This window comes from Streptomyces sp. NBC_00005, assembly GCF_045160215.1.
Lineage (GTDB): Bacteria > Actinomycetota > Actinomycetes > Streptomycetales > Streptomycetaceae > Streptomyces.
Genome location: NZ_CP108316.1, coordinates 8,511,101 through 8,534,785, shown reverse-complemented (window position 1 = coordinate 8,534,785; position 23,685 = coordinate 8,511,101). Strand labels below are relative to the sequence as shown.

The window sequence follows — 23,685 nt, the reverse complement described above, 5'->3', positions numbered from 1 at the left end:
CGGTACGGATGGCCCCGTGACCTCCTTCGCCCCCGACTCGATCGTCCTGAACCGCAAGCTGCCGCTCTGGTACCAGGTGTCGCAGTCGCTGCGCGCCTCGATACTCGGCCGCTCGCCCCGGGACCCGCTGCGGCTGCCCACCGAGGAGCAGTTGGCGGGGCACTACGGCGTGAGCGTGCTGACCATGCGGCAGGCACTGAAGGAGCTGGAGGAAGAGGGCCTGATCACGCGGCACCGCCGCCGGGGCACGTTCATCGAATCGCAGGCGCGACGGGGCGCCCCGGTCCGCCTGCTCGGCTCGGTGGACGCGATCGTGGCCCAGCAGTCCGGGATGGTGACGGAACTGCTGGAGCACGGCGAGGCACCCGTGCCGCCCGAACTCGCCGAGTACTTCCCGGAGATGGAGGAGGTGGCCACGTACCACCGCCTGCGCAGCGACGAGAAGACGGGCGAGCCGACCAACCACGCCCGTAACTACGTCCGTCCCGAACTGGCCGCGCGCATCGACCCGGACGACCTGGTGCGCTGGCCGATGACCAAGGTGCTGCGGGACGTCGTGGGGGCGGACATCAGCCGCATCACGGACACGGTGGAGGCCCGCCTGGCCGACCCGGAGACGGCACGTCTGCTCCAAGTCCCGCTGCTCAGCCCGATCCTGCACTACACGGGCGTGACGTACGACGCGGCCGGACGAGTCCTGGACGCGGCGGTGATCCACTACCGCGGCGACCGCTTCTCCTTCACGGTGACCCTGGACGCCACCTGAGACCACTGTCCGTGCCCGACGTTACGATGCCCAGCGTGACGCACGACGACGCTCCGCTGCTGGCGGACCTCATGCCGTGGTCCGTCGCACCGCCGCGGCTCGGCCGGGGGTGGCCGACGGGTCCCGACGCGGCATCCCTGAAAGCCCGCTGGGACGCCCTGCTGAAGGCCGAAGGCCCGGACCGGGAGGCCCTGTTCGAGCCGACCCGCTCGCGCACGCTGCACTCGGCGGTCAGCCAGCTGCCGGGCCAGTCGAGCGGCACGGACAAGCTGATCCGCGCCTCGGGCTCCTGCCCGCAGCCGGTGCGCGTCCTGCACGCCCCCTTCGACGAGCAGTGGCTGATCCCGGATCACCGGCTGATCGACGCGGCCCGCCCGGAGCTGTGGCGGGTGGCGGACGAACAGCAGGTCTTCGTCGTGGAGACGCCCTCACAGACGGGTGGCCCGCAGCTCCTCGCCACGTCCCACCTCCCGCTGCTGCGCCCCGGCCGCATCCGCCCCCTCTACCGCCGCCCCGGCGGCACGGAACCCAATCTGGCCCCGGGCCTCGTGGACCACCTGAGCACCCGTCTCGGCCACTCCCCCGCCCCCTCGGACCTCCTCGCCTGGACCATGGCGACAGTACGGCCGGACCTCACGGTCCCGCTCACCGAGGACGCGGAACTCTGGTCGCACGGCGTGGAGTTGGGCCGACGCATCCTCTGGCTGATGCGCCGGGACGGCGACCGCCCCAAGCTGCCGGGAGGCCGCCGCCCGTACGTCCGCACCCCACTGCCCTCACGCCCCTTCACGATCGACTACGACCGTGACGAGGAGACCCTGTTGCTGGACGAGGGCCGCATCTCCCCCGTGCCGCCCGAGGCTTGGGACTTCGAGGCGGCCGGCGTCCGGGTCCTGGAGCAGTGGTTCGCCACCCGCGCGGCCGAGGCCGAGCCGGGAGTCCTGGCGGCGATCCGTCCGGTGACCTGGCCGCAGTCGTGGACCTCGGAGCTGCTGGCGCTGATCACGGTCCTGGCCCTGCTGGCGGAACTGCGCCCGCAGCAGGAGGAGTTGACGGTGACGGCTCCCGTCACGGCGTCCGAGCTGCACAAGGCGGGGGTGCTCCCGGTGCCGGAGACGGCCCGCAGACCGGCGTCGGTCCTGGATCACCACGAGGAAGGTCCAGAAGGCCAGTTCGCGCTGCTGTGAGCCCCTTCAGGGGCGCGGGGCGTGTCGATCTGCGGCTCCGCCGCGCGAGCGCGACCAGCCGCAACGAACCCGCCCGCCGACGAAAGCTCACCCCGGCGGCGCAAACGCGTCCAGCATCCGGTCCAGCATCAAATCGAAGGCCCCGTCGAGATCGATCGGCCCCGGGTCCTCCGTGAACGCCGCGGCCATCCTCGGATAGGCCCCACCGGCGACCTGGCTGCCGAGGTAGGCGATCCGTACGGCGTTCTCCTCCTCCGCCGACCACGGCAGCGAATGCGTCCGCTCGGCGGCGGCCAGCTCGGTCGCGGCGAACGAGGTCACGCACCCGTTCAGCATCCCGACCAGTTGCATCTTCATGCCGTAGCGCGCCTCGAGCGGATCCAGGCAGGCCAGGCAGTGCTCCAGGTAGCGCAGGGCGTTCGGGCTGAAGCCGTAGACCGGTGACATCAGCCGCGTCATCCACGGATGCCGGTGCATCAACGCCCGTGTCTGCTGGGCGACCCGGCGCATGTCGGCCCGCCAGTCCCCGCTGGGCTCCCACTCCTCGTGCTCGCCGCTGACCGCGTCCACCATCAGCTCGTACAGGTCCTCCTTACGGGGGACGTAGTTGTACAGCGACATGGTCCCGCAGCCCAGTTCGGCCGCGACATGCCGCATCGACACCCCGTCGAGCCCGTCCGCGTCGGCGATCCTCACCGCCGCCGCCGCGATGTCGGCGCGGGTGTACGCCGGCCTCGGCCCCCGGCCCGCCCGCTCGGGACGAGCCCAGATCACTTCGGGTACGGCCGCTCGGCCCGCCATGGATCATCACCTCGGCCTCCATCCTAGTTACGTACAGCGTACGTAGTGCGCTATGGTCGACCCATGACTACTACGTACGCTGTACTTAGTGAAGGCCTGGAGAAGCGGTTCGGGGACGTCCGTGCCGTCCAGGGCCTGGATCTCGCGGTCGCGGAGGGCACGGTCTGCGGCATCCTCGGCCCGAACGGCGCGGGCAAGACGACGGCCGTACGCCTGCTGACGACGCTGCTGCGGCCGGACGCGGGCTCGGCGCGGATCGCGGGGCACGACCTCGTCCGGGAGCCCGCGGCCGTACGGCGCAGGATCGGCGTCACGGGGCAGTACGCGTCGGTCGACGGCGACCTCACGGGCCGCGAGAACCTGCAGCTGTTCGCGCGGCTGCACCGGGTGCGGGCGCCCGGGCGGCGCGCCGACGAGCTCCTCGACCGGTTCGGCCTGGCCGAGGCGGCGGGCCGGCCCGCGTCCACCTACTCGGGCGGGATGCGCCGCCGCCTCGACCTGGCGGCGAGCCTGATCCGCCGTCCCGACGTGCTGTTCCTGGACGAGCCGACGACCGGGCTCGACCCGGTCAGCCGCGGTCTGATCTGGGAGGCCGTGCGCGCGCTGACGGCCGAGGGCACGACGGTGCTGCTGACCACGCAGTACCTGGAGGAGGCCGACCAACTCGCCGACGACATCGCCCTGGTGGACCGGGGGCGGGTGGCGCACACGGGGTCGCCGGCGCAGTTCAAGGCGCTCATCGGGACGTATGTCGAAGTCGTCGTCGCGGATGCGGACGTGATGACGAAGGCGGCGGGGGTTGTGGACCAACTCACGGGCGCCGAGCCGTCGTTCGACCACGAGCGGCACGCCGTCGGCGCGATCACCAGGGACCGCACGCTCACGCTGCCCCGGCTGGTGCGCGAACTCGACGCCGCGGGTGTGCCGTTGCTCGACGCGAGCCTGCGACCGCCGACACTCGACGACGTCTTCATCCGACTCACCGCCGGCGACCCGGCCGACTCCACGGACTCCACCGGCTCCACGAGCTCCATCGACTCCATCGACGACAAGGAGCGTGCGGCATGAGCACGTTGGCGTACGACGGCACCGCGCTGCTGGGCCGTCAGCTGCGGCGGATGCGGAACAACCCGGGGTTGCAGATCCTCTCCCAGACGATGCCGATCACCATGCTGCTGTTCTTCGGCTACGTCTTCGGCAGCGCGCTGGCGATGCCGGGCGGGGAGTACCGGTCGTTCCTGGTGCCGGGGCTGCTGGTGGCGACGGCCGCGAACGGGATCATGACCGGCATGTTCCAGGCCGCCCAGGACGCGCACCGGGGCGTCATGGACCGGTTCCGGACGCTGCCGATCAGCCGGGCGGCCGTACCGCTCGGCCAGGCCGTGGCGGACGTCCTGGTCACGGCAGCCGGGATGGTGCCGTTCCTGCTGGTGGGACTCGCGGTGGGGTGGCGGGTCGAGGGCAGCGCGCTCGAAGCGGTGGGCGCCGTGGGCCTGTTGCTGCTGTTCCGGTTCGCGACGACGTGGATCGGGATCTTCCTCGGCCTGCTCACCCGGAGCGAGGAGGCGGCCGGTCAGCTGGGCGGGGCGACCTTCATGCTGCCGCTGCTGTCCAACGCGTACATCCCCACCGAGGGTCTGCCGGGCTGGCTGCGCACGGTGGCCGAGTGGAATCCGATCAGTGCGGTGACGACGGCCCTGCGGGAGCTGTTCGGCAATGCGTCGGTGCCGGGGGACGCTGCCTGGCCGGTGGCACACCCGGTCGCCGGGTCACTGATGTGGTGCGCCGTGCTGATCGCCGTGTTCCTGCCGCTCGCGGTACGGAGGTACACGCGCGGCGAGGGATGAACGCTCCCCCCTTCGAGGGGAGTTGGGGTCCGAGGGGGATGGAGACCCTTCACTGCCGGGCGGGGACGCGGCAGGGAAGGGAACGCGGGCCCGCGCCCGGGTGTCGCACCTGGACATCGCTGCAGTGCCGTGGGGATGACGGACGCCGAGTTCGCAGCGATGCGCCGGGACGGTGCGGTCACCCGAGCACGGGCCCGCGAAGTGCGCCTGTCGCTCAGCGCCCGCCGAACAGCGAACGGCGCAGCCGACGCAGCGGCGCGAAGAGCAGAACACGGCTGATGCGCGCTCCCCTGGCGCTGCGCTCACGCGGGGTGTCACGCGCGGTCAGCTCACGCATCAGCAAGGTCGCCTCAGCCGCCTCCCGCTGCGGGACGGCAGGACCACCCAGCACTGAGAGATGGCGGTCGAGGCGCGAACTGGTCGCGCTGCTCCCGTAGGTGATCGCAGGGACCCTCGCCCTGCTGCGCACTGTTATCTGTTCCATGTCACTCCCCACCCGTACGAGTCCACCCGGCCCGGGCAGGGTAACCCTATCGCTCCCTCGGGGCACTCGTGTATCGCGGTCACAGGATTCACCTTCCCCGTAAGGGTGTTGACGAAGCGTCCATGGTCACTCTCCGAATCCAACCGATTTCAGGGCGAGTTGGACAACCGGCTGGCTGGTGGGCTGCGGTGAGCCCCCGTCGGGCTCGACGGTCACAGCGAGTGATGTGGCCGTCTTGTTGAGGCCGGTGGCGACCAGGGGCGTGTCGCCCTCCTTGAAGAGCCCCAGGGAGCGCGGTTGCGCATCGGGGCGCATGAGCCACAGCTGGTGCACCCGTCCGCTGGGCAGGGCGCCGTATCCGCTCAGGGTGACGACGGCCCGCCCCTCCGATGCGGAGGCGACCACTCCGATACTTCGGCCCCGGGTGTCCTTCCCGGCGGTCGCGCGTGCGTCGGGAGCTGCGAGAACGTGGGCGATCTCACGTGACTGAGCCTGTGCGGCGTCCAGCTTGTCCCGGGCCTCGTTGGCCTGCACGGCGAAGAGCGAGGCGACGACGAGGGCCGCGGCTGCCGTCGCGGTGGCGAACGGGACGAAGAGGGGGCGGCGCTCGCGAGGCGCACGGGAGCGTCCAGGCGGCGGCTGCGTGCCCCACACGTGCGGCGGCAGCTGGGGCGTGTGCTCCCGCTCCCGCATCGGCCCCGGTGCCTGCGGAGTGGCGCGTACGGCGGCCAGCACCCGGTCGCGCATCGCGAGCGGCGGCGCAGCGGCCGTCGACCAGGCGAGCCGGACGGCGTCCTCGGACAGGGCGCGCACCTCGGCGGCACAGCGGTCGCACTTCTTGAGGTGCCGCTCGAAGCGGACCCGCTCGGCGGGCTCCAGTGCGTCGAGCGCGTAGGGCGCGGCGAGCGAGTGCAGGTCCCCGCGGCGCAGCAGTCGGTCGAGGAGACTCATGCGACACCTCCCAGGCACTTGCGCAGCTGGGTGAGTCCATCGCGCATACGGGTCTTGACGGTGCCCAGCGGCAGCGAGAGCCGCTCGGCCACTTCACGGTACGTGTAGCCGTCGTAGTAGGCGAGGGTGACGGACTGGCGCTGCAGGGCCGTCAGACGGTCAAGACAGCGGCGTACCCACTCGCGTTCGAGGCCCGCCTCGACCTCCTCGGTGACCTGGTCGAAAGCTGTGTGGTGGGCCCGGCGTGCCTCGCGCTGTTCGCGCTCGCCGGCCGCGCGGGCGCTGCGCACCCGGTCCACGGCCCGGCGATGGGCGAGGGTGAGGACCCAGGACAGCGCGCTGCCTCGTCCGGGGTCGAACCGCGCGGCGGACCGCCAGAGTTCGAGGAGCACTTCCTGGGCCACCTCCTCCGACTGCGCGGGATCCCGTACGACGCGTCGGACCAGTCCGAACACCGGACCGGACACCAGCCCGTACAGCTCCTCGAATGCCTTCTGGTCGCCCCCAGCCACGAGCACCAGAAGCTCGTCCGCCTCCACTCGGTTCCCCTCTCCCCGCCCGCATGGGCCCCGTCCTGTCACACCAGGCATTCGCAACGAACGCACCTCCGGATGGGGTTACGGATCAGCGTGCCCGAAAACGCGGGTCGGTCCTCGATGAAACAAGATTCCAAGTTCGCCGTAAGAACGTTTGGGATTCGACCAATCCACCCTGCCGACCGCTCCGAATCAGCGTTCGTCAGGCAAGTTGGGACTGAGGACGGACGGCATGACACCTAATTCCAGGAGCGGTACGGGACGCAGGAGTATCGCGACCCTGATAGCCGGCGCGCTGGCCGCCGGGGGGCTCGCAGCCGCCGGCGTGGCCACGCTGGAACCGGGGGCGGCCTCCGCCTCCAGCCACCGGGAGGCCCCTCTCATCTCGGGGCAGCCCCAGTACGACAACACGGACGTGTACGCGTTCGTCAGCCCGGACAAGCCGGACACGACGACGATCATCGCCAACTGGATCCCCTTCGAGGACCCGGCGGGCGGTCCGAACTTCTACACGTTCGCCGACGACGCCCAGTACGACGTCCACATCGACAACAACGGTGACGCGCAGGGCGAGTTGCTGCTGCGCTACACCTTCAAGACCCACACGAAGAACAAGAAGACGTTCCTCTACAACACGGGCGCGGTCACCAGTCTGGACGACCCCGACCTGAACGTCACGCAGACGTACGACATCGAGCTGATCAAGCTGCACAACCAGAAGGTGACGTACAAGACGAAGCTCGCCGACGATGTGCCGGTGGCTCCGTCGAACGTCGGCAAGGCGTCGATGCCGGACTACAACACGCTGCGCAAGCAGGCCATCTACAAGCTCGCGAACGGCACCCAGACGTTCGCCGGGCAGGCCGACGACCCGTTCTTCCTGGACCTGCGCGTCTTCGACCTGCTGTACGGCGGGAACCTCTCCGAGGTCGGCCGGGACACCCTCAAGGGCTACAACGTCAACTCGATCGCCCTGCAGATCCCGACCGACATGATCACGGAGTCGAAGGACCAGCCGATCGTCGGCATCTGGTCGACCACGCAGCGCAAGAACGCGCAGGGTTACTACGAGCAGGTCTCGCGCCTGGGCAACCCGCTGGTCAACGAGGTCGTCAACCCGCTGAAGGACAAGGACAAGTTCAACGCGTCCTCGCCGTGGGACGACGCGCAGTTCCTGAAGAACGTGACCAACCCGGAGCTGCCGAAGCTCATCGAGGGGATCTACAAGATCAAGGCCCCCGCCGAGCCGCGCAACGACCTGGTCGACGTCTTCCTGAAGGGCGTCAAGGGCCTCAACCAGCCGCCGAAGGTGCGGCCGGCGGAGGAACTGCGCCTGAACACCTCGATCAAGCCGGCCGCCGACCCGAAGCGGCTGGGCGTCCTCGACGGTGACAACGCGGGCTTCCCGAACGGCCGTCGCCTCACCGACGACGTGATCGACGAGGCGCTGCAGGTCGTCGAGGGTGAACTGGTCGGTTCCAAGAACGACTTGGGCGACGCGGTCGACAAGAACGACAAGAACTTCGGCCACTCCTTCCCGTACCTGGCCAACCCGACGGCCGGTTCGCGTGGTGCCACCGCCAAGGGTGTCACCAGCGGGAACGACGTCCGCAACCAGCTGGGCGACGCCCTGCAGCCGGCGGGTTCCGCCGGGTCCGACAACAAGACGCTGATCGCCGCCTCCGCGGGCGCCGGCGCGGCCGGAATCGCCCTGATCGGTGCCGCCCTGATGTGGTGGCGCCGGATGCGGGGCCGGGCGTACTGAGGCCTGACCGGCGGATCGGGTCGGCGGCGAACAACGGCTTCCTACAGGCCGCGCCGCCGAACCGGTCCGCCGGGCAGATACCGGGGCCCGGGTGAACTGCGGATCGGGCGGCACATCCGAGCGGCGCCGCCCGGTCCGCGCATTCCTGCCCGCCCCACCGACTGGCGCGGCCCGCTCGTACCCATCCCCCACGGCGCGGGCCGCGCCGCCCACGCACCCCCACAACTTCCTTTCACAGCGCGTCGATTGAGGAGAGGGCATGGCCCCGCGTACGAACGACACCGAGCCGGAGAAGGAGAGCGGCGGCACGCCCCTCACCGCACCGGACCCCGAGGTCGCGCAGGCCGCCGAGGAAGCCGGGGACACGCCCGGACGGGCGGCCCCCGAGCCAGAGCCCTCCACCACCACGGGCGACACCGGGCCCGACGCGGGCGCCCGGACGACAACGGCCCGCGGCCCGGTGGACAGCCCCGCGCAGGGGCCCAGCACCGGAGCAGCACCCCGCGAGACGGACACCGAAGACACCACGCCCGCGACCGCCACCGCACCCACCACGGTTCCCCGGCAGACGACCGGCGACCCGGGAGACGGCCCCGCAGAGGGGCCCAGCAGCGGGTCGCGTTCGGGGCGGGCCGGCGAGCCCGTCGCCGACGTGGCGTCCCGTGCGGCGGCCGCCGAGGGTACGGCGGAGGAGAAGCCGTCTCGCCCCGGCGGGCGCACGCACCCCGAGAGCGCGTCGGACGACCAGCGGGTCGCCGCCGTTCGCCGGGTGGGGGCAGCCGGCCGTCGGCTGCGGGGGCTCCAACTCGGCGGGACCGTCGTCCTGTTGGCCATCGCGCTCACCTCCGGTTCCATCGCCGTCGGCGCTCTCCGGGACGGGGGTACGACCGTCGCGTCCGCGCCCAGCGCCATGTCACCGGCGCTGCTCTCCAGCGGCAGCCTCGACGCGAGCATCGTCTCCCTGCAGGCCCAACTCCGCGCCCAGCCCAAGGACTTCGGCAGCTGGGCCACGCTCGGTCTCGCGTATGTGGAGCAGGCCCGCACCAAGGGCGACCCCTCCCGCTACCCGCAGGCGGAGAAGGCCCTCAAGCGCTCCCTCGACCTGAAGCCCGGCAACGAACAGGCCGTCACCGGCCAGGCCGCCCTCGCCGCGGCCCGGCACGACTTCACGGACGCCCTGAAGTACGCCGACCAGGTCCTGAAGGAGATCCCCTACAGCCAGAACGCGCTCTCCTCCCGCATCGACGCCCTCGTCGAACTCGGCCGCTACGCCGAGGCGTCCAAGGCCGCCGACACCGCCGACTCCCGGCGTCCGGGCGTCCCGGTCTTCACGCGGTACGCGTACGTGCACGAACTGCGCGGCGACGTGAAGACGGCCCGGCGGGTCCTGGAACAGGCCCTCGACACCTCCTCCACGCCCGGAGACATCTCGTACGTGGCCGCCCAGCTCGGCCAACTCGCCTGGAACCAGGGCGACTACAAGAGCGCCCTCACCTACTACGCGCGCGCCCTCGCCGCCGACGAGAACTACCTCCCGGCACTCGAGGGCCGCGCCCGCGCCCAGTACGCCAGCGGTGACCGGGCCGGCGCGATCAAGGGCATGGAGCAGGTCGTCGCCCGTTACCCGCTGCCGCAGCCGCTCGTCGAACTCGGCGAGCTGTACGAGGACCGCGGCGCCGACGGCGACAAGGCGAAGGCCCGCGACCAGTACGCCCTGGTCGACGCCTGGATCGCGCTGGCCCGCGCCAACGGCGTCAACGCCGACCTCGACACCGCGCTCGCCGCCGCCGACCACGGCGACAAGGCCTCCGCCCTGCGCGCCGCCCGCGCGGAGTGGGCCCGCCGCCACACCGTGCACACCGCGGACGCCCTGGCCTGGGCGCTGCACGTCAACGGCAAGGACGAGGAAGCCCTCCCGTACGCCCGTCGGGCGACGGCCACCGGGTACCGCAACGCCTCGTTCCTCTACCACCGCGGCATGATCGAGCGGGCCACCGGCCACGAGAAGGACGCCCGCACCTGGCTGAAGGCGGCGCTGAAGCTGAACCCCGGCTTCTCGCCGCTGGGCGCCGGCGAGGCCCGTAAGGCACTCAAGGACCTGGGGGCGGCGAAGTGAATCCACGTCGATTGCTCGCCTCCACCGGGGCCGTCCTCACGGCGGCCTGCGCGCTCGCGCTGATCCCTTCTGCCAGCGCGAGCGCGCACCCCCTCGGCAACTTCACCGTCAACCGCTACGACGGCCTCGTCGCCGCCCCCGGCAAGCTCCGCGTCGACCACGTCGAGGACCTCGCCGAGATCCCGGCGACCCAGGCCAAGCCCGACATCAAGCGGCTCGGCATGACCGAGTGGGCGCGGGAGCGGTGCGAGAAGGCGGCCGACGGCAGCAAGGTCACCGTCGACGGACGGGCCACCGCCCTGACCGTCGGCAGCAGCCAGGCGCACCTACGGCCCGGGCAGGCGGGACTGAACACGCTCCGGGTGGAGTGCAGGCTGACCGCGCCGCTCCCCAAGGGCGACACCGTGAAGCTCGGCTTCCACAGCGAGGGCGCGACCTCCGGGCCCGGCTGGCGGGAGATCACCGCGCGCGGCGACCGCATGACGCTCACCGCGACGGACGTACCGAAGACGTCGGTGTCCCACGAACTCACCAGCTACCCCAAGGAGTTGCTCTCCTCCCCGGCCGACACCTCGTCCGCCTCGCTGCGCGTGCGCGCGGGCGGACCGGCCCTGGTCGAGGAGCAGCAGGACGCCCCCGCCGCCTCTGTCCTGCCGCGCGGCGCCGACCGCTGGACACAGGCCCTGAACAACCTGGTCGCCCGCCACGACCTCACCGTCGGCTTCGCCGCGCTCTCGCTGCTCATCGCGGTCGTCCTCGGCGCGATGCACGCGCTCGCCCCGGGGCACGGCAAGACCCTGATGGCCGCGACCGCAGCCGCCCGCGGCGGCCGCGCCCGTCTCAAGGACGTCATGCCCCTGGCCGCCTCGGTGACGGTCACCCACACCCTGGGCGTGGTCGCCCTCGGCCTCCTGGTCACGGCCGGTTCGGCGGCGGCACCCTCGGTGATCGCCTGGCTGGGCATCGCGAGCGGCGTCATGGTGGCCTGCGCGGGCGCGACCCTCGTACGCCGGGCCTGGCGCCAGCGCGGCCCCGGACAGGGGCACACCCATGGCCACGGGCCCGGACACAAGCACGACCACGACCACCCGCGCCCGCACGGCCCCGGCGGGCACACCCACACGCACGAGACCGACGAGCCCGAGGAACGCGCGCTGGTCCTGGTCGCCGCGCACACCGAGGCCGCCTCGGCGACCACCGAGGCCCATCCCCACCCGCACACCTCCGGCCACACACACGATCACGACCACCCGCACAGCCACGATCACGACCGCAGCCACGCGCACACCCACGATCACGGCCACAGTCATGATCACGACCACCAGCACGGCCACACCCACCCCGACACCGTCGAGCACACGCACGGCGGCTTCACGCACACCCACTCCACCGCCCCCACCCTTCGCGGCACGATCCTGCTCGGCTTCGCCGGCGGCCTCGTGCCCAGTCCCTCCGCCGTCGTCGTGCTCGTCGGCGCGGCGGCGCTCGGTCAGGCCTGGTTCGGGCTGCTGCTCGTCGTCGCGTACGGCATCGGGCTCGCCCTCACCCTCACCGCCGCCGGATTCGCCGTCGTCAAGCTGGGTACAGGGATGAACCGTGTGCTGGACAGGCGCCCTCGCTGGACCACCCACCCGATGGCGACCCTCGTACGCAGGACCGCTCCGCTGGGATCGGCGTTCCTCGTCGTGGCCCTCGGGGTCGGACTGGTGCTCAAGGGGGCGGCATCCGCACTCGGCTGAGCTACGTTTGTGGAGAAATCACGCGGAGTGGAGAAAACGCACGGATGCGAATGGGGGACGCCCGTGTCCGAAGAACCGGGCAGTGAACGTCTGATCGCGGGCCGCTACCGACTCCTGTCCCCCCTCGGCGAGGGCGGCATGGGAACCGTGTGGCGCGCCCGTGACGAGGTGCTGCACCGCGAGGTCGCCGTCAAGGAGGTGCGCGCGCCCGCCGGACTGCCGACCGCTGACATCGAGCGGATGTACGCCCGTCTGGAGCGCGAGGCGTGGGCGGCCGCCCGGGTCGCCAACCGCAACGTTGTCACGGTGTACGACGTGGCCACGCAGGACGGCCGCCCATGGATCGTCATGGAGCTGGTCCGCGGCATTTCGCTGGCCGAACTGCTCGACGCCGAGGGCCCGTTGGAGCCCCAGCGGGTCGCGCACATCGGCGCCGAGGTGCTCGCGGCGCTGCGGGCCGCGCACGACGCCGGGGTGCTGCACCGGGACGTGAAGCCGGCCAATGTGCTGCTGTCGAACGACGGCCGGGTGGTGCTCACCGACTTCGGTATCGCGATGGTGGAGGGCAGTTCCGCGCTGACGATGACCGGCGAGGTCATCGGCTCGCCCGAGTTCCTGGCGCCGGAGCGGGCGCTGGGCCGCACGCCGGGTCCGGAGTCCGACCTGTGGTCGCTCGGCGTGCTGCTGTACGCGGCGGTCGAGGGGAACTCCCCCTTCCGCCAGGCCACGCCCCTGAACACCCTGCGCGCGATCGTCGACGAGGAGCTGCCGCCACCACTGCGGGCCGGTCCGCTCGCCCCCGTCATCGAGGGGCTGCTGCGCAAGGACCCGGCCGAGCGGCTGCCGGCCGACCGGGCCGAGCAGGACCTGCGGATCATCGCAGCTGGGGGTACCCCCTCTGGGGGAGGCACACCCCGTGCTGACGGAGTACAGACCACCCCTTACACGCCGACGATCGCCGGTCACCCGGAGCAGGGGCCGCCGACCCCGCCGAGGCCGTACCCGACCACACCGACGCAGCCTGCTCCGACCCCCGCGACGACGGCCACGACCGCGCCGCGCAACCGCCGGGCCGCCGCCGTCCTGGTCGTCGGCGCGGTCGTGCTCGCACTGGCGCTGGCCGGGCTGACGTACGCGCTGCTGAACCGCGACAACGGCGACGGTGGCGACAACAACGCCAACACCCGTTCCGGGAGCGGGACTTCACCGACCGCCACCGACACCGAGTCGGGCGGCGGAGCCGTCAGCCCCACGCCGACCCCGAGCAGCAGTCGTTCGACCGCGCCCCAGTCCGTGAAGGTCACCGTCGCGGGCGCGAACACCGAGTACTCCGGCACCTGTCCGCCGTCGAGCAGCCAGGCGCCCGGCTTCACGGCGACGTTCACGGTGGGGAAGCTGCCGGCCCAGGTCAGTTACCGCTGGCTGTCGAAGGACGGCCAGGTCATGGATCAGGGATGGAAGACCCTGTCCTTCCCGCAGGGCGGCTCGAAGACCAAGCAGGACAGGGCGTTCGTGACGACCTACGACAGCACGGGGACCTTCCGCAACGAGATCAGCGTCGAGGTGCGCTCGCCGGTGCACACGACGTCCAACTCGGTTCCGTTCTCGGTGACCTGTGTGGCGGAGACCCCGACGGGCGGGGCCTCCCCCAGTACTTCGCCGTCACCCTCCGAGTGATCAGGCCCCGCTGGTCAGGGCGGGCAGATAGCCGCCGGACTGGCCGGCCGCGGTCGGGTGGTACGACTCACCGATGTTGAGCCAGTTGACGCTGTGCAGCCAGGAGCTGCCGGAGCAGATCTCGTGGCCGGTGAAGGTGGTGCGGACGTCGCCGAAGGTGAAGCCGTGGTCGGCGGCGGCCTTCGCGGTGGCGGTGTCCAGGTAGTCGGCCGCGTCGTTGATCGCCTTCCGCTTGGTCTCGGAGAGGCCGACGCAGGTGGCGCCGAGCTTGTAGAAGTGGGGGTAGCCGAGGACGACCACGTGCGCGTTCGGGGCCTTGCTGCTGATCGCCGAGTAGACGTTGTTCAGCTGTCCGGGGAGCGTCGAGTCGACGTACGCCTTCGCGGTGTTGATCCGTGACAGGCAGGCGCTGTCGGACTGGAGCACACAGGTCGTCATGACGTCGGCGAAACCTGCGTCGTTGCCTCCGATGCTGATGGAGACGAGGCCGGTGGCGGTGCTGAGCGGGCCCAGCTGACTTGCCAGAACATCACCCGTTCGGGCGCCCGAGCAGGCCGTGAAGTCGAACGTGGACGGCGCGTGAGCGGCGGCCCAGAGGTAGGGGTAGGCCTTCGTGCTGCGCTTGCAGTCACCGCTGGCGCTGATGTAGCTGCCCGCTCCGACCCCGGAGGAGTAGGAGTCACCGAGGGCCACATAGCCGGTGGCTGCGGCCTGTTGGGACGCCTGCGCCGCCGTGGCCCCGGTAAGGGCCGTGCCGGCGGCGAGGAGGATCGAGCTCACGAAAACGGCAATTCGGGAACGTCTCATGGAACCTCCCTATAGCAGGATCTCTGCCATAACTGTCGTACCAACTACGCGTGTTGATCGGAAGTGTCCATGTCAATACTTTTCCGCTCTCACCGACTCCCACACTGTGGGTTCGCCATGCGTTTGATTACGTGCCCATGACAGATTTGTTGACAGCCCCTCAACTCCCTTGTTCTACGTGCGTAGATCACTCATTCTTTACTCCAGCTTGGGACGGGAACGCGTCGTTCCGGGCCGTGTGCGCGATGACGCGCGCACCCCCCACAGTCGCGCGCCCGACCCAGGCGCGCGCAGCCTGGAGGAGGACTCCCTCGTATGGCACAACTGCGTAGCAAGAAGTTCCGGTTCGCCGCGACGACCGGCCTGGCGACCGCCGCTCTCGTGGGCGGGCTCACCGCCGTCCCCGCCCTGGCCGCCACCCCGGCCGAGGGCAAGGTGCTGGCCGCCGGCTCCCCCACGGCGGTCAAGGACAGCTACATCGTCACGCTGAAGAAGGGCGCCGGCCTCAAGGCGGCCTCGACGGCGGGCAAGGGCCTGATCAAGGAGTACGGCGGCACGGTCAAGAAGACCTTCGACACCGTGCTGAACGGCTACACCGCCACCCTCTCGGCGGCGGAGGCCAGGAGACTCGCCGCCGACCCGTCGGTGGCCTCCGTCGAGCAGAACCAGCGCGTCCGACTGGCCGACACCACGCAGTCCAGCGCCCCTTGGGGCCTCGACCGCATCGACCAGGCCGCACTTCCGCTCTCCGGCACGTACACCTACCCGGACACCGCGGGCAGCGGCGTGACCGTCTACGTCATCGACACCGGTGTCCGCATCACCCACACCCAGATCAGCGGCCGTGCCTCCTACGGCTACGACGCGGTCGACGGCGACACCACCGCCTCCGACGGCAACGGCCACGGCACCCACGTGGCCACGACGATCGCGGGCACCACCTACGGCGTCGCCAAGAAGGCGGACATCGTGGCGGTCCGGGTGCTCGACAACAGCGGCTCCGGCACCACGGCGGGCGTCATCGACGGCATCGAGTGGGTCACCGAGAACCACACGAGCCCGGCGGTCGCCAACATGTCGCTCGGCGGCACCGCGTCCAGCTCGCTGGACACCGCGGTCGCCAACTCCATATCCAGCGGGGTGACTTACGCGGTAGCGGCGGGCAACAACGGTGCCAGCGCCTCCTCGTACTCCCCGGCCCGTGTCGCCACGGCGATCACGGTCGGCGCGACCACCAGTGCGGACGCCAAGGCCAGTTACTCCAACTACGGTTCGGTTCTGGACATTTTCGCGCCCGGCTCCTCGATCACCGCGGGCTACAACACCAGTGACACCGCCACCGCCACGCTCTCCGGCACCTCGATGGCCACCCCGCACGTCGCGGGCGCCGCGGCGGTCTATCTCGCGGGCCACACCTCGTCCACCCCGGCCCAGGTCGCCACGGCCCTGGTGAACGGCGCCACGTCCGGCGTGGTCACCAGCGCGGGCACCGGCTCGCCGAACAAGCTCCTCAAGCTCGTCCCGTAGTACCGGACCGCTCGACCCGCTCCACCTGCTGGGCCCGAACGACCCGAACGACCGTTCCCCGGAGGCAGCCGGCGCCTCCGGGGAACGCATGTTTAAGAATTGACAAGAACAGCTATGGACTGCTTCCGCATCTTGACGGCCGCTCTTGCGCTGCGCGACATTGAAGTCCGGCATCCGGCGCGCTGGGGGGCATAGTCGCCAATGCAGACCATCCGTATCAAGAGACCTTCAACCGACGGCACACAGCGAGCGCGACCAGGACCGGGGAGGGACCTGTCGCCACTGCTCGCGGGCGCCGCTACGGCCGTGGGGGGATTCGGCGCGCTTCTGGCGCTCGTCGACTCGGATTCACCCCTGCGCGGGCCGTTCACCCTGTTCTTCCTGCTCGCCGCTCCCGCCACCGCCATCGCGGTCGCGCTGCGCGGGCTGGAACCCCTCGGCCGCATCCTCGCCGCATTGGCCGGCGCGGTCGTCCTCAACATGCTGGTGGCGCAGGGCATGTTGGCCGTTCACCGCTGGTCGGTGCGCGGGGGAATCATCGCCGTGACCGTGATCAGTTTTCTCCTTCTTCTGGGCTGTGTAACGGTCAAACCAACAAAAACGTGAGGCCTCGTTCCAGGTCTTGCCATACAGGTTCAATCATCAATACCGTCGTACATCTCACCCGCATCGGACCATCATCGAGCGGCTCTAGGGGAGGGCTCAAGAACCGCGATGGCTTCCGAAGCGGGGCGCGGTAGGGGGGTGCCGTGCTCGGTGACCGCACTGGTGACCGAGTCGTGCCGCGCGACCGGCTGCCGCTTTGCGGCAGACGGCCAGCTTTGCCAGCTCGCCTCGGCGTGCACGGAGATCCATTTCGTCATGCCACAGGCGTGAACCCCCCTTTCGAACCGGACACATAACCGGGCCGCCCGGGGGCGGGCGGTCCACCGGACGAGAGGGATCAGAGACTCATGAGTTCTGTTCTGCGCCCGGCGACCACGGGCGAAGATCCGTCAATAGCCAGCAAATACCGACCGATCTCTTCTCACCTGGCCATCACGCCGCCGGTGAGTGTGGTGATCCCCGCCATGAATGAGGCGGAGAATCTCCCCTACGTGTTCAAGACACTTCCGGACTGGATACACGAAGTCGTCCTGGTGGACGGCAACTCCACGGACGACACCGTCGAAGTGGCCCGCGAGCTGTGGCCGAAGGTCAAGGTCGTCGAGCAGCGCGGCAAGGGGAAGGGCGACGCGCTCATCACCGGCTTCGAGGCGTGCACCGGCGACATCATCGTGATGGTCGACGCGGACGGCTCGGCCGACGGGAACGAGATCGTCAGTTATGTCTCCGCCCTGGTCTCCGGCGCGGACTTCGCCAAGGGGTCCCGCTTCGCCAACGGCGGCGGCACGGACGACATGACGTTCATCCGGAAGCTCGGCAACTGGGCGCTGTGCACGATCGTCAACCGCAAGTTCGGCGCCCGCTACACCGACCTCTGCTACGGATACAACGCGTTCTGGCGGCACTGCCTCGACAAGATCGACCTCGACTGCACCGGCTTCGAGATCGAGACACTCATCAACATCAGGGTGGTCAAGGCCGGGCTGAAGGTGCAGGAGATACCCAGCCACGAGTACCTCCGCATCCACGGCACCAGCAATCTGCGGGCCGTGCGGGACGGGATCCGGGTGCTCAAGGTGATCCTCAAGGAGCGGTCCAACCGACGGGAGTTGCGCCGCCAGGAGCACCACTCGCCGATGCTCGACACGGGCCGGCTCGACCCGGTCCCGCTCGACTCGGTCCAGGGAGAGGCGTCTTGAGCGATCTCGACATCTCCGTCGTGATCTGCGTCTACACCGAGGACCGCTGGGAGGACATCCTCGCGGCGGTCTCCTCGGTGCGGGCGCAGTCACACCCCGCTCTGGAGACCCTGCTGGTCGTCGACCACAACCCGGCTCTGCTGGACCGACTGGCCAAGGAATACAAGGAAGTCGACGACGCCGACGTAAGGGTGCTCGCCAACGCGGGCCCCCGCGGTCTGTCCGCCGGCCGCAACACGGGCATCGCGGCGGCGCGCGGCGAGGTCATCGCCTTCCTCGACGACGACGCCGTGGCCGAGCGGGAGTGGCTGCGGCGGTTCGCCGAGGGGTACGCCGATCCGCGGGTGATGGCCGTCGGCGGCCGTACGATGCCGATCTGGGCGTCGGGCCGCCGTCCGGCGTGGTTCCCCGAGGAGTTCGACTGGGTGGTGGGCTGCACGTACAAGGGGCTGCCGCCCGGCCTGGTCCGGGTGCGCAACGTCCTGGGCGGCAACGCCTCGTTCCGTCGTACGGCGTTCGACGCCGCGGGCGGTTTCGCGACCGGTATCGGGCGCGACGGCGACAAGCGCCCGCTGGGCTGCGAGGAGACGGAGCTGTGCATCCGTCTCACCCGCGCCAGACCGGACGCGATCCTGCTCATCGACGACCGTGCGGTGATCCACCACCGGGTGCCCGAGGCGCGCGAGCACTTCCGGTACTTCCGCACGCGGGCGTACGCCGAGGGCCTGTCCAAGGCGCTGGTGGCGCGAAGTGTCGGTGCGGACAAGGGACTTGAGTCCGAGCGCCGGTACACCACCCGGGTACTGCCGGCGGGCGTGGCGCGGGGGCTGCGCGACGCCGTGCTGGCCCGTCCGGGCGGCGCGGGCCGGGCGGGCGCGATCGTCGCCGGGGTGCTCACGGCGGCCGGAGGGTACGTGGTGGGGAGCGTCCGTGCCCGCAAGGGCGGCGCAACGTTCTCCGTGGTGGAGATCAGTGCTGGGGATCAGGGGGGATCTCATGGCTGAAGCGCCCGTGCCGATTCTCATGTACCACTCGGTCGCGACCGCGCCGAACGACGCCACCCGGGAACTGTCGGTGGCACCGGAGGCGTTCGCCGAGCAGATGGCACTCATCGGCGACCGGGGCCTGACCCCGGTCAACACGGCTGATCTGGCGGCGAGTTGGCGATCGGGCCGCTCGCTGCCGGCCCACCCGGTCCTGATCACCTTCGACGACGGCTACGAGGGCGTGCACCGGCACGCCCTGCCCGTGCTCGCCAAGCACGGCTTCGCGTCCACCCTGTTCGTCTCCACCGGCTGGATCAAGGGCGCGTACGACACCGGAGGCGGCCTCGACACCATGCTGGACTGGGACCAGGTGCGCGAACTGGCCGCCGCGGAGGTCGAGATCGGCGGGCACAGCCACACCCACCCGCAGCTCGACCAGCTCGACGACACGACGCTGCGGCACGAGCTGATCCACTGCAAGGAGATCGTCGCCGACGAACTGGGCACCGTCCCGGCCTCGTTCGCCTACCCGTACGGCTACTCCAGCCGCCGGGTGCGCGAGACGGTGCGCGAGACGGGGTACACCCAGGCGCTCGCCGTCGGCAACGGCCTCGCGCGCCGCCGGCAGGGGCCGTACGCCCTGCAGCGGGTGACCGTGCGCCGCGGCACGGGCATCGAGGAGTTCGAGATGCTGGTCGAGGGCCGCGCGATCGCCCGCAACTTCGCCAGGGACCGTGTCCTCACCAAGGGGTACGCCATGGTCCGCAGAGCACGACAGGTCCGCCGGAAGGCCATCAGCTCCCGTGTCTGACACGACGACCACGACCGAGGCCTCGCAGTCCGCGACCGAGGCGCCCGAGCAGTCGGGGCGCCGCCTTCGGCTGCCCGGGATGGGCAGGTCCAAGGGCGGCAGTCCGCTGTTCCGCAACGCGTACGCCCTGATGCTCAACACCGGCATCTCCGCCGTGCTGGGCCTGGGGTACTGGCTGATCGCCGCCCGCTACTACTCCGAGTCCGCGGTGGGGCAGGGTTCGGCCGCGATCGCCGCGATGAAGTTCCTGGCCGGTCTGACGGCGGTGGCCCTGACGGGCGCCCTGGCCCGCTTCATCCCGGTCGCCGGGCGTGCCACCGGGCGCCTCATCTTCCGTACGTACGCGGCGAGTTGTGTCGTCGTGTCGTTCGCGGCGGGGATCTTCCTGCTGACGCTCGACTCCTGGGGGCCCTCGTACAGCTTCCTGCACGGGTCGATCAAGGGGCTCGGCTTCATCATGGCCGTCGCCTCCTGGAACCTGCTCACCCTGCAGGACGGGGTGCTGACCGGGCTGCGCAGCGCGCCGTGGGTGCCGGTCGGCAACACGGTGTTCTCGGCGGTGAAGCTGGCGCTGCTGGTCGGGCTCGCCGTCAGCATGCCGACGACCGGTGTCTTCGTCTCCTGGTGCCTGGCGATCGCCACCTCCGTGGTGCCGCTCGGCATCCTGGTGTTCCGCAAGCTGGTTCCCCGGCACATCGAGGCCACGGCGGACCACGCGAAGCCGCCGACGCTGAAGGAGATCGGCAGGTTCCTGGCCGGCGACTACACCGGCTCGCTGTTCTCGCTCGCCGTGGTCTACCTGATCCCGGTGATCATCGCCTCGCAGGTCAGCTCCGAGGACAACGCGTACTTCTACATCACCACGACGATCGGCGGCACGGTCAACCTGCTCGCCATCAACATGGGCGCCTCGCTGACCGTCGAAGGCTCGCACGACCCGGGCCGGCTGTCCGCCAACACCCGGGCGGCGCTCAAGCGCATGGCGCGGATCATGCTGCCGATCTGCGGGCTGCTGTTCATCGGGGCGCCATGGATCCTCGGTGTGTTCGGCGCGGGATACGCGCAGGCGGCGACCCCGCTGCTGCGCTGGTTCGCGGTCGGCGCACTGCTGCGGGTCGTCATGGAGACGTACTTCGCCGTCCTGCGCGCGCAGAGCCGTACGTCCGGACTCGCCTGGCTGCAGGGCCTGTTGTGCGTTCTGGTGCTCGGCCTGACGCTGCTGCTGCTCCCCCGCATGGGGCTGACCGGCGCCGGCGTCGCCGAGATCTCCTCGCTCGCGGTGATCGTCGTCATCGCCGCGCCGAAGCTGTACCGGACGCTCAGGGCCGCGCCCACCGCCGCCGTCCCCGAGGACGCGGCACCCGACGGGGACCTCGCCGACCTGGGGGCGCGCGAGGTCCCGACCACGGAGAAGTCACGCAAGCGCGGGCCGGCCTGGGCGCTGGACAGCGACACCCTCGCGCTCGGCATCCACGTCGACTTCGACCACCAGGAGCGCCGCCCCGACGTCCGCCCGGGGCCCGGCACCCCGCCCACCGGCACGCCCGTGGCGCGCGCCGACCACCGGCCGACCTGGGCGCAGAACCCGGAGCTGGGGCTGCCCGTCGAGGAGCGGGAGCCGGGTACGGAGGCGTCCTTGGGGCCGGCCGAGTTGGAGGTGGACGCGCCGTTCGAGGCGGCCGAGTTCGAAGCCGCCGAGTTCGAGGCCGACTTCGCCTCGGGCGAGAAGGTCGTACAGGAGGCGGAGGCGTCGCTCGTACGCGAAGAGACGCCCGTACGAGTACCTGATCCACCCTCTCCGTCCTGGCGCGAGCGGTTGCAGCCCACCCGGCTCGGTGTGGTTCTCGGCTGTCTGCTGGTGGCGGCGCTGCTGCTGTACTGGGTGCCCGCGCTGCGGCTCGGCGAGGCCGATCTGAACGAGATGGGCGGGCTCGGCCTCATCTCGATCCTGCCGCTGCCGACGCTGGTCGGGGCGGCGCTGCTGGTCGCGGTGTTCGCCTCGCTGCTCTGGCTGGGCCGGGAGCACAAGACGCTGCTGCTGGTCACCCTGCTCGCGACCGTGGTGTCCCTGCACGCGCTGCCCGCGGTGATCGAGACCGAGCCGCGGTTCCCGACGGCCTGGCAGCACCTCGGGTTCCTCGACTACATCGACCGCACCGGCTCGGCCGTGCCCGACCTGGACGCGCGCTGGAGCTGGCCGGGCTTCTTCGCGGTGGCCGCGTTCGTCACCAAGGCCTGCGGGGTCACCGACCTCACCGAGGTCATCCGCTGGTGGCCGCTGACCATCCAACTCCTCTATCTGGCACCGATGTTCCTGCTGGTGCGCTCGATGCGGGCGAGCTGGCGCGCCAAGTGGACCGGCATCTGGATCTTCGTGCTCAGCGGCTGGGTGGGCCAGGACTACTTCTCACCGCAGGGCTTCACGTTCCTCCTCTACCTGGCGTTCGTGGCGATCCTGCTGGTGTGGTTCCGGGCGCCGCGGGTGGTCTGGACGAAGCGGCGGCCCGGCGAGGCGGAGGTCGAACCGACCAGTCGACGCCAACAGGCCGTCCTGCTCGGGGTGTTGATCGGCCTGTTCGCGGCGAGCGTCCCGGCCCACCAGCTCACCCCGTTCGTGATGCTGGGCGTGCTCGCGGTGCTCGTCATGATCGGCCGGTCCGAACTGCGCGGCCTGCCCATCCTGTTCGGTGTCCTGGTCGCGGTCTGGCTGGGCTTCATGGCCGAGCCGTACTGGTCCGGGCACTTCAACGACCTGTTCGGCGGGGTCGGCGGCGTCGGCAGCAATGTCTCGACATCCGTCTCCGGCCGTATCCAGGGCGGCGATTCGACCCACAAGCTCGTCCTGTACACGCGTGTGGCGCTGGCCGGCAGCGTGATGGCGTTCGCCTGCTGGGGCTGGTGGCGCAGACGCGACCACAAGTACCGCGAGCGGTCGCTGATGGTGCTGACGTTCGTCCCGTTCCTGGGCTTCGGCATGCAGTCGTACGGCGGCGAAATGGCCCTGCGCGTCTTCATGTTCGCGGTGCCGGGCGCGGCGCTGCTGGCCGGGCTCGCCCTGTTCCCGCGCACCGGCGTCACGGCCGAGGAACGCGACAAGGACCGGGTGAGCCTCGCCCCGCTGGCCGCGCTGATGGCGGGACTGGTCCTCATGGGCGGCTTCCTGGTGGCCCGTTGGGGCAACGAACCGTTCGAGCGGGTCCGGCCCGGCGAAGTCGCGGCCATGGACTACGTGTACGCCCACGACAAGCCGACCGTCCGCGTGCTGTGGCTGAGCAACGACACGGTCAACGACGTGACGCCGGCGATGCCGTGGGGCGCGAAGGACATGGAGCGGGTCAACTACGTGCCCACGCTGGCGCCGGCCGACCCGGTACTGGTGTCGGGCCTGGTCAAGGCGCTCAAGGACGCGGGCCCGAACTCGTACCTGATGATCAACGAAAGCCAGATGACCTATCTCCGGATGGACGTCGGCTACTCGGACACCTGGGAGCCCCGGCTGATCCAGAACCTGGACCAGCGGCCCGAGTTGAAGAGGGTCTACGTCAACAGCGACGCCATGCTGTACACCCTCAAGAAGCAGCCCGAGGGCAAGGTGCCGAAGCCGGACCCGGGCCCGATCGGACCGCAGATCACCTGGACACCGTGGTCGATCGTCGGCGCCCTGGCCGCCCTCGCGCTGATCTTGATGCTGACGGCGCGCGAGGTCGTGCGGGTCGCGATGCGGCCGAGGGTGCGGCAACTGCGGTGGCTGCAGAGCAGCTTCTGGTTCTCGCTGCCTCTGCTGGCGGTCCTGCTGGCTTCGCTGATCCAGCGGTTCGTGACGATGAAGTGAGTTCGGACGAGGCGAGTTCGGATGAAGTAAGTTCGCGTGCCGTGAAGT

At 70.6% G+C, this 23,685-nt stretch carries 19 protein-coding genes; 14 read left to right on the top strand and 5 right to left on the bottom strand.

Annotated features, from left to right (window positions below; genetic code table 11):
* Window positions 1-16: 16 nt before the first annotated feature.
* Both OG303_RS38985 and OG303_RS38980 read left to right on the top strand, forming a co-directional pair.
* Window positions 17-766 carry a GntR family transcriptional regulator gene (locus tag OG303_RS38985; RefSeq protein WP_405874548.1) on the top strand — a complete coding sequence of 250 codons (750 nt, stop codon included), beginning with the start codon at window positions 17-19 and terminating at the stop codon, window positions 764-766.
* Window positions 767-792: 26 nt separating this feature from the next.
* Window positions 793-1,953: a type ISP restriction/modification enzyme gene (locus OG303_RS38980; RefSeq protein ID WP_405877690.1), complete on the top strand. Its 1,161-nt coding sequence runs from the start codon at window positions 793-795 to the stop codon at window positions 1,951-1,953.
* A gap of 87 nt (window positions 1,954-2,040) precedes the next feature.
* Here OG303_RS38980 and OG303_RS38975 read toward each other — a convergent pair whose 3' ends face one another.
* The gene (locus OG303_RS38975) at window positions 2,041-2,754 is read right to left on the bottom strand and encodes a TetR/AcrR family transcriptional regulator (RefSeq protein WP_405874547.1); all 714 of its coding nucleotides are present in this window, start codon (window positions 2,752-2,754) and stop codon (window positions 2,041-2,043) included.
* A gap of 63 nt (window positions 2,755-2,817) precedes the next feature.
* On the opposite strand from OG303_RS38975, the gene OG303_RS38970 reads away from it, so the two are divergent.
* Both OG303_RS38970 and OG303_RS38965 read left to right on the top strand, forming a co-directional pair.
* Entirely contained in the window at window positions 2,818-3,822 is a 1,005-nt protein-coding gene (locus tag OG303_RS38970) for an ATP-binding cassette domain-containing protein (RefSeq protein WP_405874546.1), read from the top strand.
* Window positions 3,819-4,601, top strand: coding sequence for an ABC transporter permease (locus OG303_RS38965; RefSeq protein ID WP_405874545.1), 783 nt, complete (start codon window positions 3,819-3,821; stop codon window positions 4,599-4,601). The genes OG303_RS38970 and OG303_RS38965 overlap by 4 nt, the downstream gene beginning before the upstream one ends.
* Window positions 4,602-4,815: 214 nt before the next feature.
* Here OG303_RS38965 and OG303_RS38960 read toward each other — a convergent pair whose 3' ends face one another.
* From OG303_RS38960 to OG303_RS38950, 3 genes are all read right to left on the bottom strand, one after another.
* Complete coding sequence (locus OG303_RS38960; protein WP_405874544.1) at window positions 4,816-5,085, bottom strand: hypothetical protein; 270 nt, start codon at window positions 5,083-5,085, stop codon at window positions 4,816-4,818.
* Window positions 5,086-5,211: 126 nt separating this feature from the next.
* Entirely contained in the window at window positions 5,212-6,036 is an 825-nt protein-coding gene (locus OG303_RS38955) for an anti-sigma factor domain-containing protein (protein WP_405874543.1), read from the bottom strand.
* A complete protein-coding gene (locus OG303_RS38950) occupies window positions 6,033-6,575 on the bottom strand; it encodes a sigma-70 family RNA polymerase sigma factor (RefSeq protein WP_405874541.1) in 543 nt (180 codons plus the stop codon). The genes OG303_RS38955 and OG303_RS38950 overlap by 4 nt, the downstream gene beginning before the upstream one ends.
* A gap of 229 nt (window positions 6,576-6,804) precedes the next feature.
* On the opposite strand from OG303_RS38950, the gene OG303_RS38945 reads away from it, so the two are divergent.
* The 4 genes from OG303_RS38945 to OG303_RS38930 all read left to right on the top strand — a co-directional run bounded on the left by OG303_RS38945 (window position 6,805) and on the right by OG303_RS38930 (window position 13,869).
* Complete coding sequence (locus OG303_RS38945) at window positions 6,805-8,337, top strand: DUF4331 domain-containing protein (protein WP_405874540.1); 1,533 nt, start codon at window positions 6,805-6,807, stop codon at window positions 8,335-8,337.
* A gap of 259 nt (window positions 8,338-8,596) precedes the next feature.
* Window positions 8,597-10,453 carry a tetratricopeptide repeat protein gene (locus OG303_RS38940; protein ID WP_405874538.1) on the top strand — a complete coding sequence of 619 codons (1,857 nt, stop codon included), beginning with the start codon at window positions 8,597-8,599 and terminating at the stop codon, window positions 10,451-10,453.
* A complete protein-coding gene (locus OG303_RS38935) occupies window positions 10,450-12,192 on the top strand; it encodes a sulfite exporter TauE/SafE family protein (protein ID WP_405874536.1) in 1,743 nt (580 codons plus the stop codon). The genes OG303_RS38940 and OG303_RS38935 overlap by 4 nt, the downstream gene beginning before the upstream one ends.
* A gap of 63 nt (window positions 12,193-12,255) precedes the next feature.
* Entirely contained in the window at window positions 12,256-13,869 is a 1,614-nt protein-coding gene (locus OG303_RS38930; RefSeq protein WP_405874534.1) for a serine/threonine-protein kinase, read from the top strand.
* On the opposite strand, the gene OG303_RS38925 is transcribed toward OG303_RS38930, so the two are convergent.
* The gene (locus tag OG303_RS38925; protein WP_405874533.1) at window positions 13,870-14,676 is read right to left on the bottom strand and encodes an SGNH/GDSL hydrolase family protein; all 807 of its coding nucleotides are present in this window, start codon (window positions 14,674-14,676) and stop codon (window positions 13,870-13,872) included. It lies immediately after the preceding gene.
* A 315-nt stretch (window positions 14,677-14,991) separates the two neighbouring features.
* On the opposite strand from OG303_RS38925, the gene OG303_RS38920 reads away from it, so the two are divergent.
* The 6 genes from OG303_RS38920 (at window position 14,992) to OG303_RS38895 (ending at window position 23,637) form a co-directional block, all read left to right on the top strand.
* Window positions 14,992-16,203 carry a S8 family peptidase gene (locus OG303_RS38920; RefSeq protein ID WP_405874531.1) on the top strand — a complete coding sequence of 404 codons (1,212 nt, stop codon included), beginning with the start codon at window positions 14,992-14,994 and terminating at the stop codon, window positions 16,201-16,203.
* Window positions 16,204-16,509: 306 nt separating this feature from the next.
* On the top strand, window positions 16,510-16,809 hold the full coding sequence (locus OG303_RS38915) for a hypothetical protein (RefSeq protein WP_405874529.1): 300 nt from the start codon (window positions 16,510-16,512) through the stop codon (window positions 16,807-16,809).
* Between the two features lie 347 nt (window positions 16,810-17,156).
* Entirely contained in the window at window positions 17,157-18,008 is an 852-nt protein-coding gene (locus OG303_RS38910) for a glycosyltransferase family 2 protein (protein ID WP_405874528.1), read from the top strand.
* Entirely contained in the window at window positions 18,005-19,012 is a 1,008-nt protein-coding gene (locus tag OG303_RS38905; protein ID WP_405874526.1) for a glycosyltransferase family 2 protein, read from the top strand. Before OG303_RS38910 ends, OG303_RS38905 begins: the two co-directional genes overlap by 4 nt.
* A complete protein-coding gene (locus tag OG303_RS38900; protein WP_405874525.1) occupies window positions 19,005-19,805 on the top strand; it encodes a polysaccharide deacetylase family protein in 801 nt (266 codons plus the stop codon). Before OG303_RS38905 ends, OG303_RS38900 begins: the two co-directional genes overlap by 8 nt.
* Entirely contained in the window at window positions 19,798-23,637 is a 3,840-nt protein-coding gene (locus tag OG303_RS38895) for a lipopolysaccharide biosynthesis protein (protein ID WP_405874523.1), read from the top strand. The genes OG303_RS38900 and OG303_RS38895 overlap by 8 nt, the downstream gene beginning before the upstream one ends.
* Window positions 23,638-23,685: the final 48 nt, after the last annotated feature.

What these genes read in the sequence shown, in the direction of transcription:
- OG303_RS38980 (WP_405877690.1), top strand. Translation starts at nt 793, where the DNA reads ATGCCCAGCGTGACGCACGACGACGCTCCGCTGCTGGCGGACCTCATG.
- OG303_RS38975 (WP_405874547.1), bottom strand. Translation starts at nt 2,754, where the DNA reads ATGGCGGGCCGAGCGGCCGTACCCGAAGTGATCTGGGCTCGTCCCGAG.
- OG303_RS38970 (WP_405874546.1), top strand. Translation starts at nt 2,818, where the DNA reads ATGACTACTACGTACGCTGTACTTAGTGAAGGCCTGGAGAAGCGGTTC.
- OG303_RS38965 (WP_405874545.1), top strand. Translation starts at nt 3,819, where the DNA reads ATGAGCACGTTGGCGTACGACGGCACCGCGCTGCTGGGCCGTCAGCTG.
- OG303_RS38960 (WP_405874544.1), bottom strand. Translation starts at nt 5,085, where the DNA reads ATGGAACAGATAACAGTGCGCAGCAGGGCGAGGGTCCCTGCGATCACC.
- OG303_RS38955 (WP_405874543.1), bottom strand. Translation starts at nt 6,036, where the DNA reads ATGAGTCTCCTCGACCGACTGCTGCGCCGCGGGGACCTGCACTCGCTC.
- OG303_RS38945 (WP_405874540.1), top strand. Translation starts at nt 6,805, where the DNA reads ATGACACCTAATTCCAGGAGCGGTACGGGACGCAGGAGTATCGCGACC.
- OG303_RS38940 (WP_405874538.1), top strand. Translation starts at nt 8,597, where the DNA reads ATGGCCCCGCGTACGAACGACACCGAGCCGGAGAAGGAGAGCGGCGGC.
- OG303_RS38925 (WP_405874533.1), bottom strand. Translation starts at nt 14,676, where the DNA reads ATGAGACGTTCCCGAATTGCCGTTTTCGTGAGCTCGATCCTCCTCGCC.
- OG303_RS38920 (WP_405874531.1), top strand. Translation starts at nt 14,992, where the DNA reads ATGGCACAACTGCGTAGCAAGAAGTTCCGGTTCGCCGCGACGACCGGC.
- OG303_RS38910 (WP_405874528.1), top strand. Translation starts at nt 17,157, where the DNA reads ATGAGTTCTGTTCTGCGCCCGGCGACCACGGGCGAAGATCCGTCAATA.
- OG303_RS38900 (WP_405874525.1), top strand. Translation starts at nt 19,005, where the DNA reads ATGGCTGAAGCGCCCGTGCCGATTCTCATGTACCACTCGGTCGCGACC.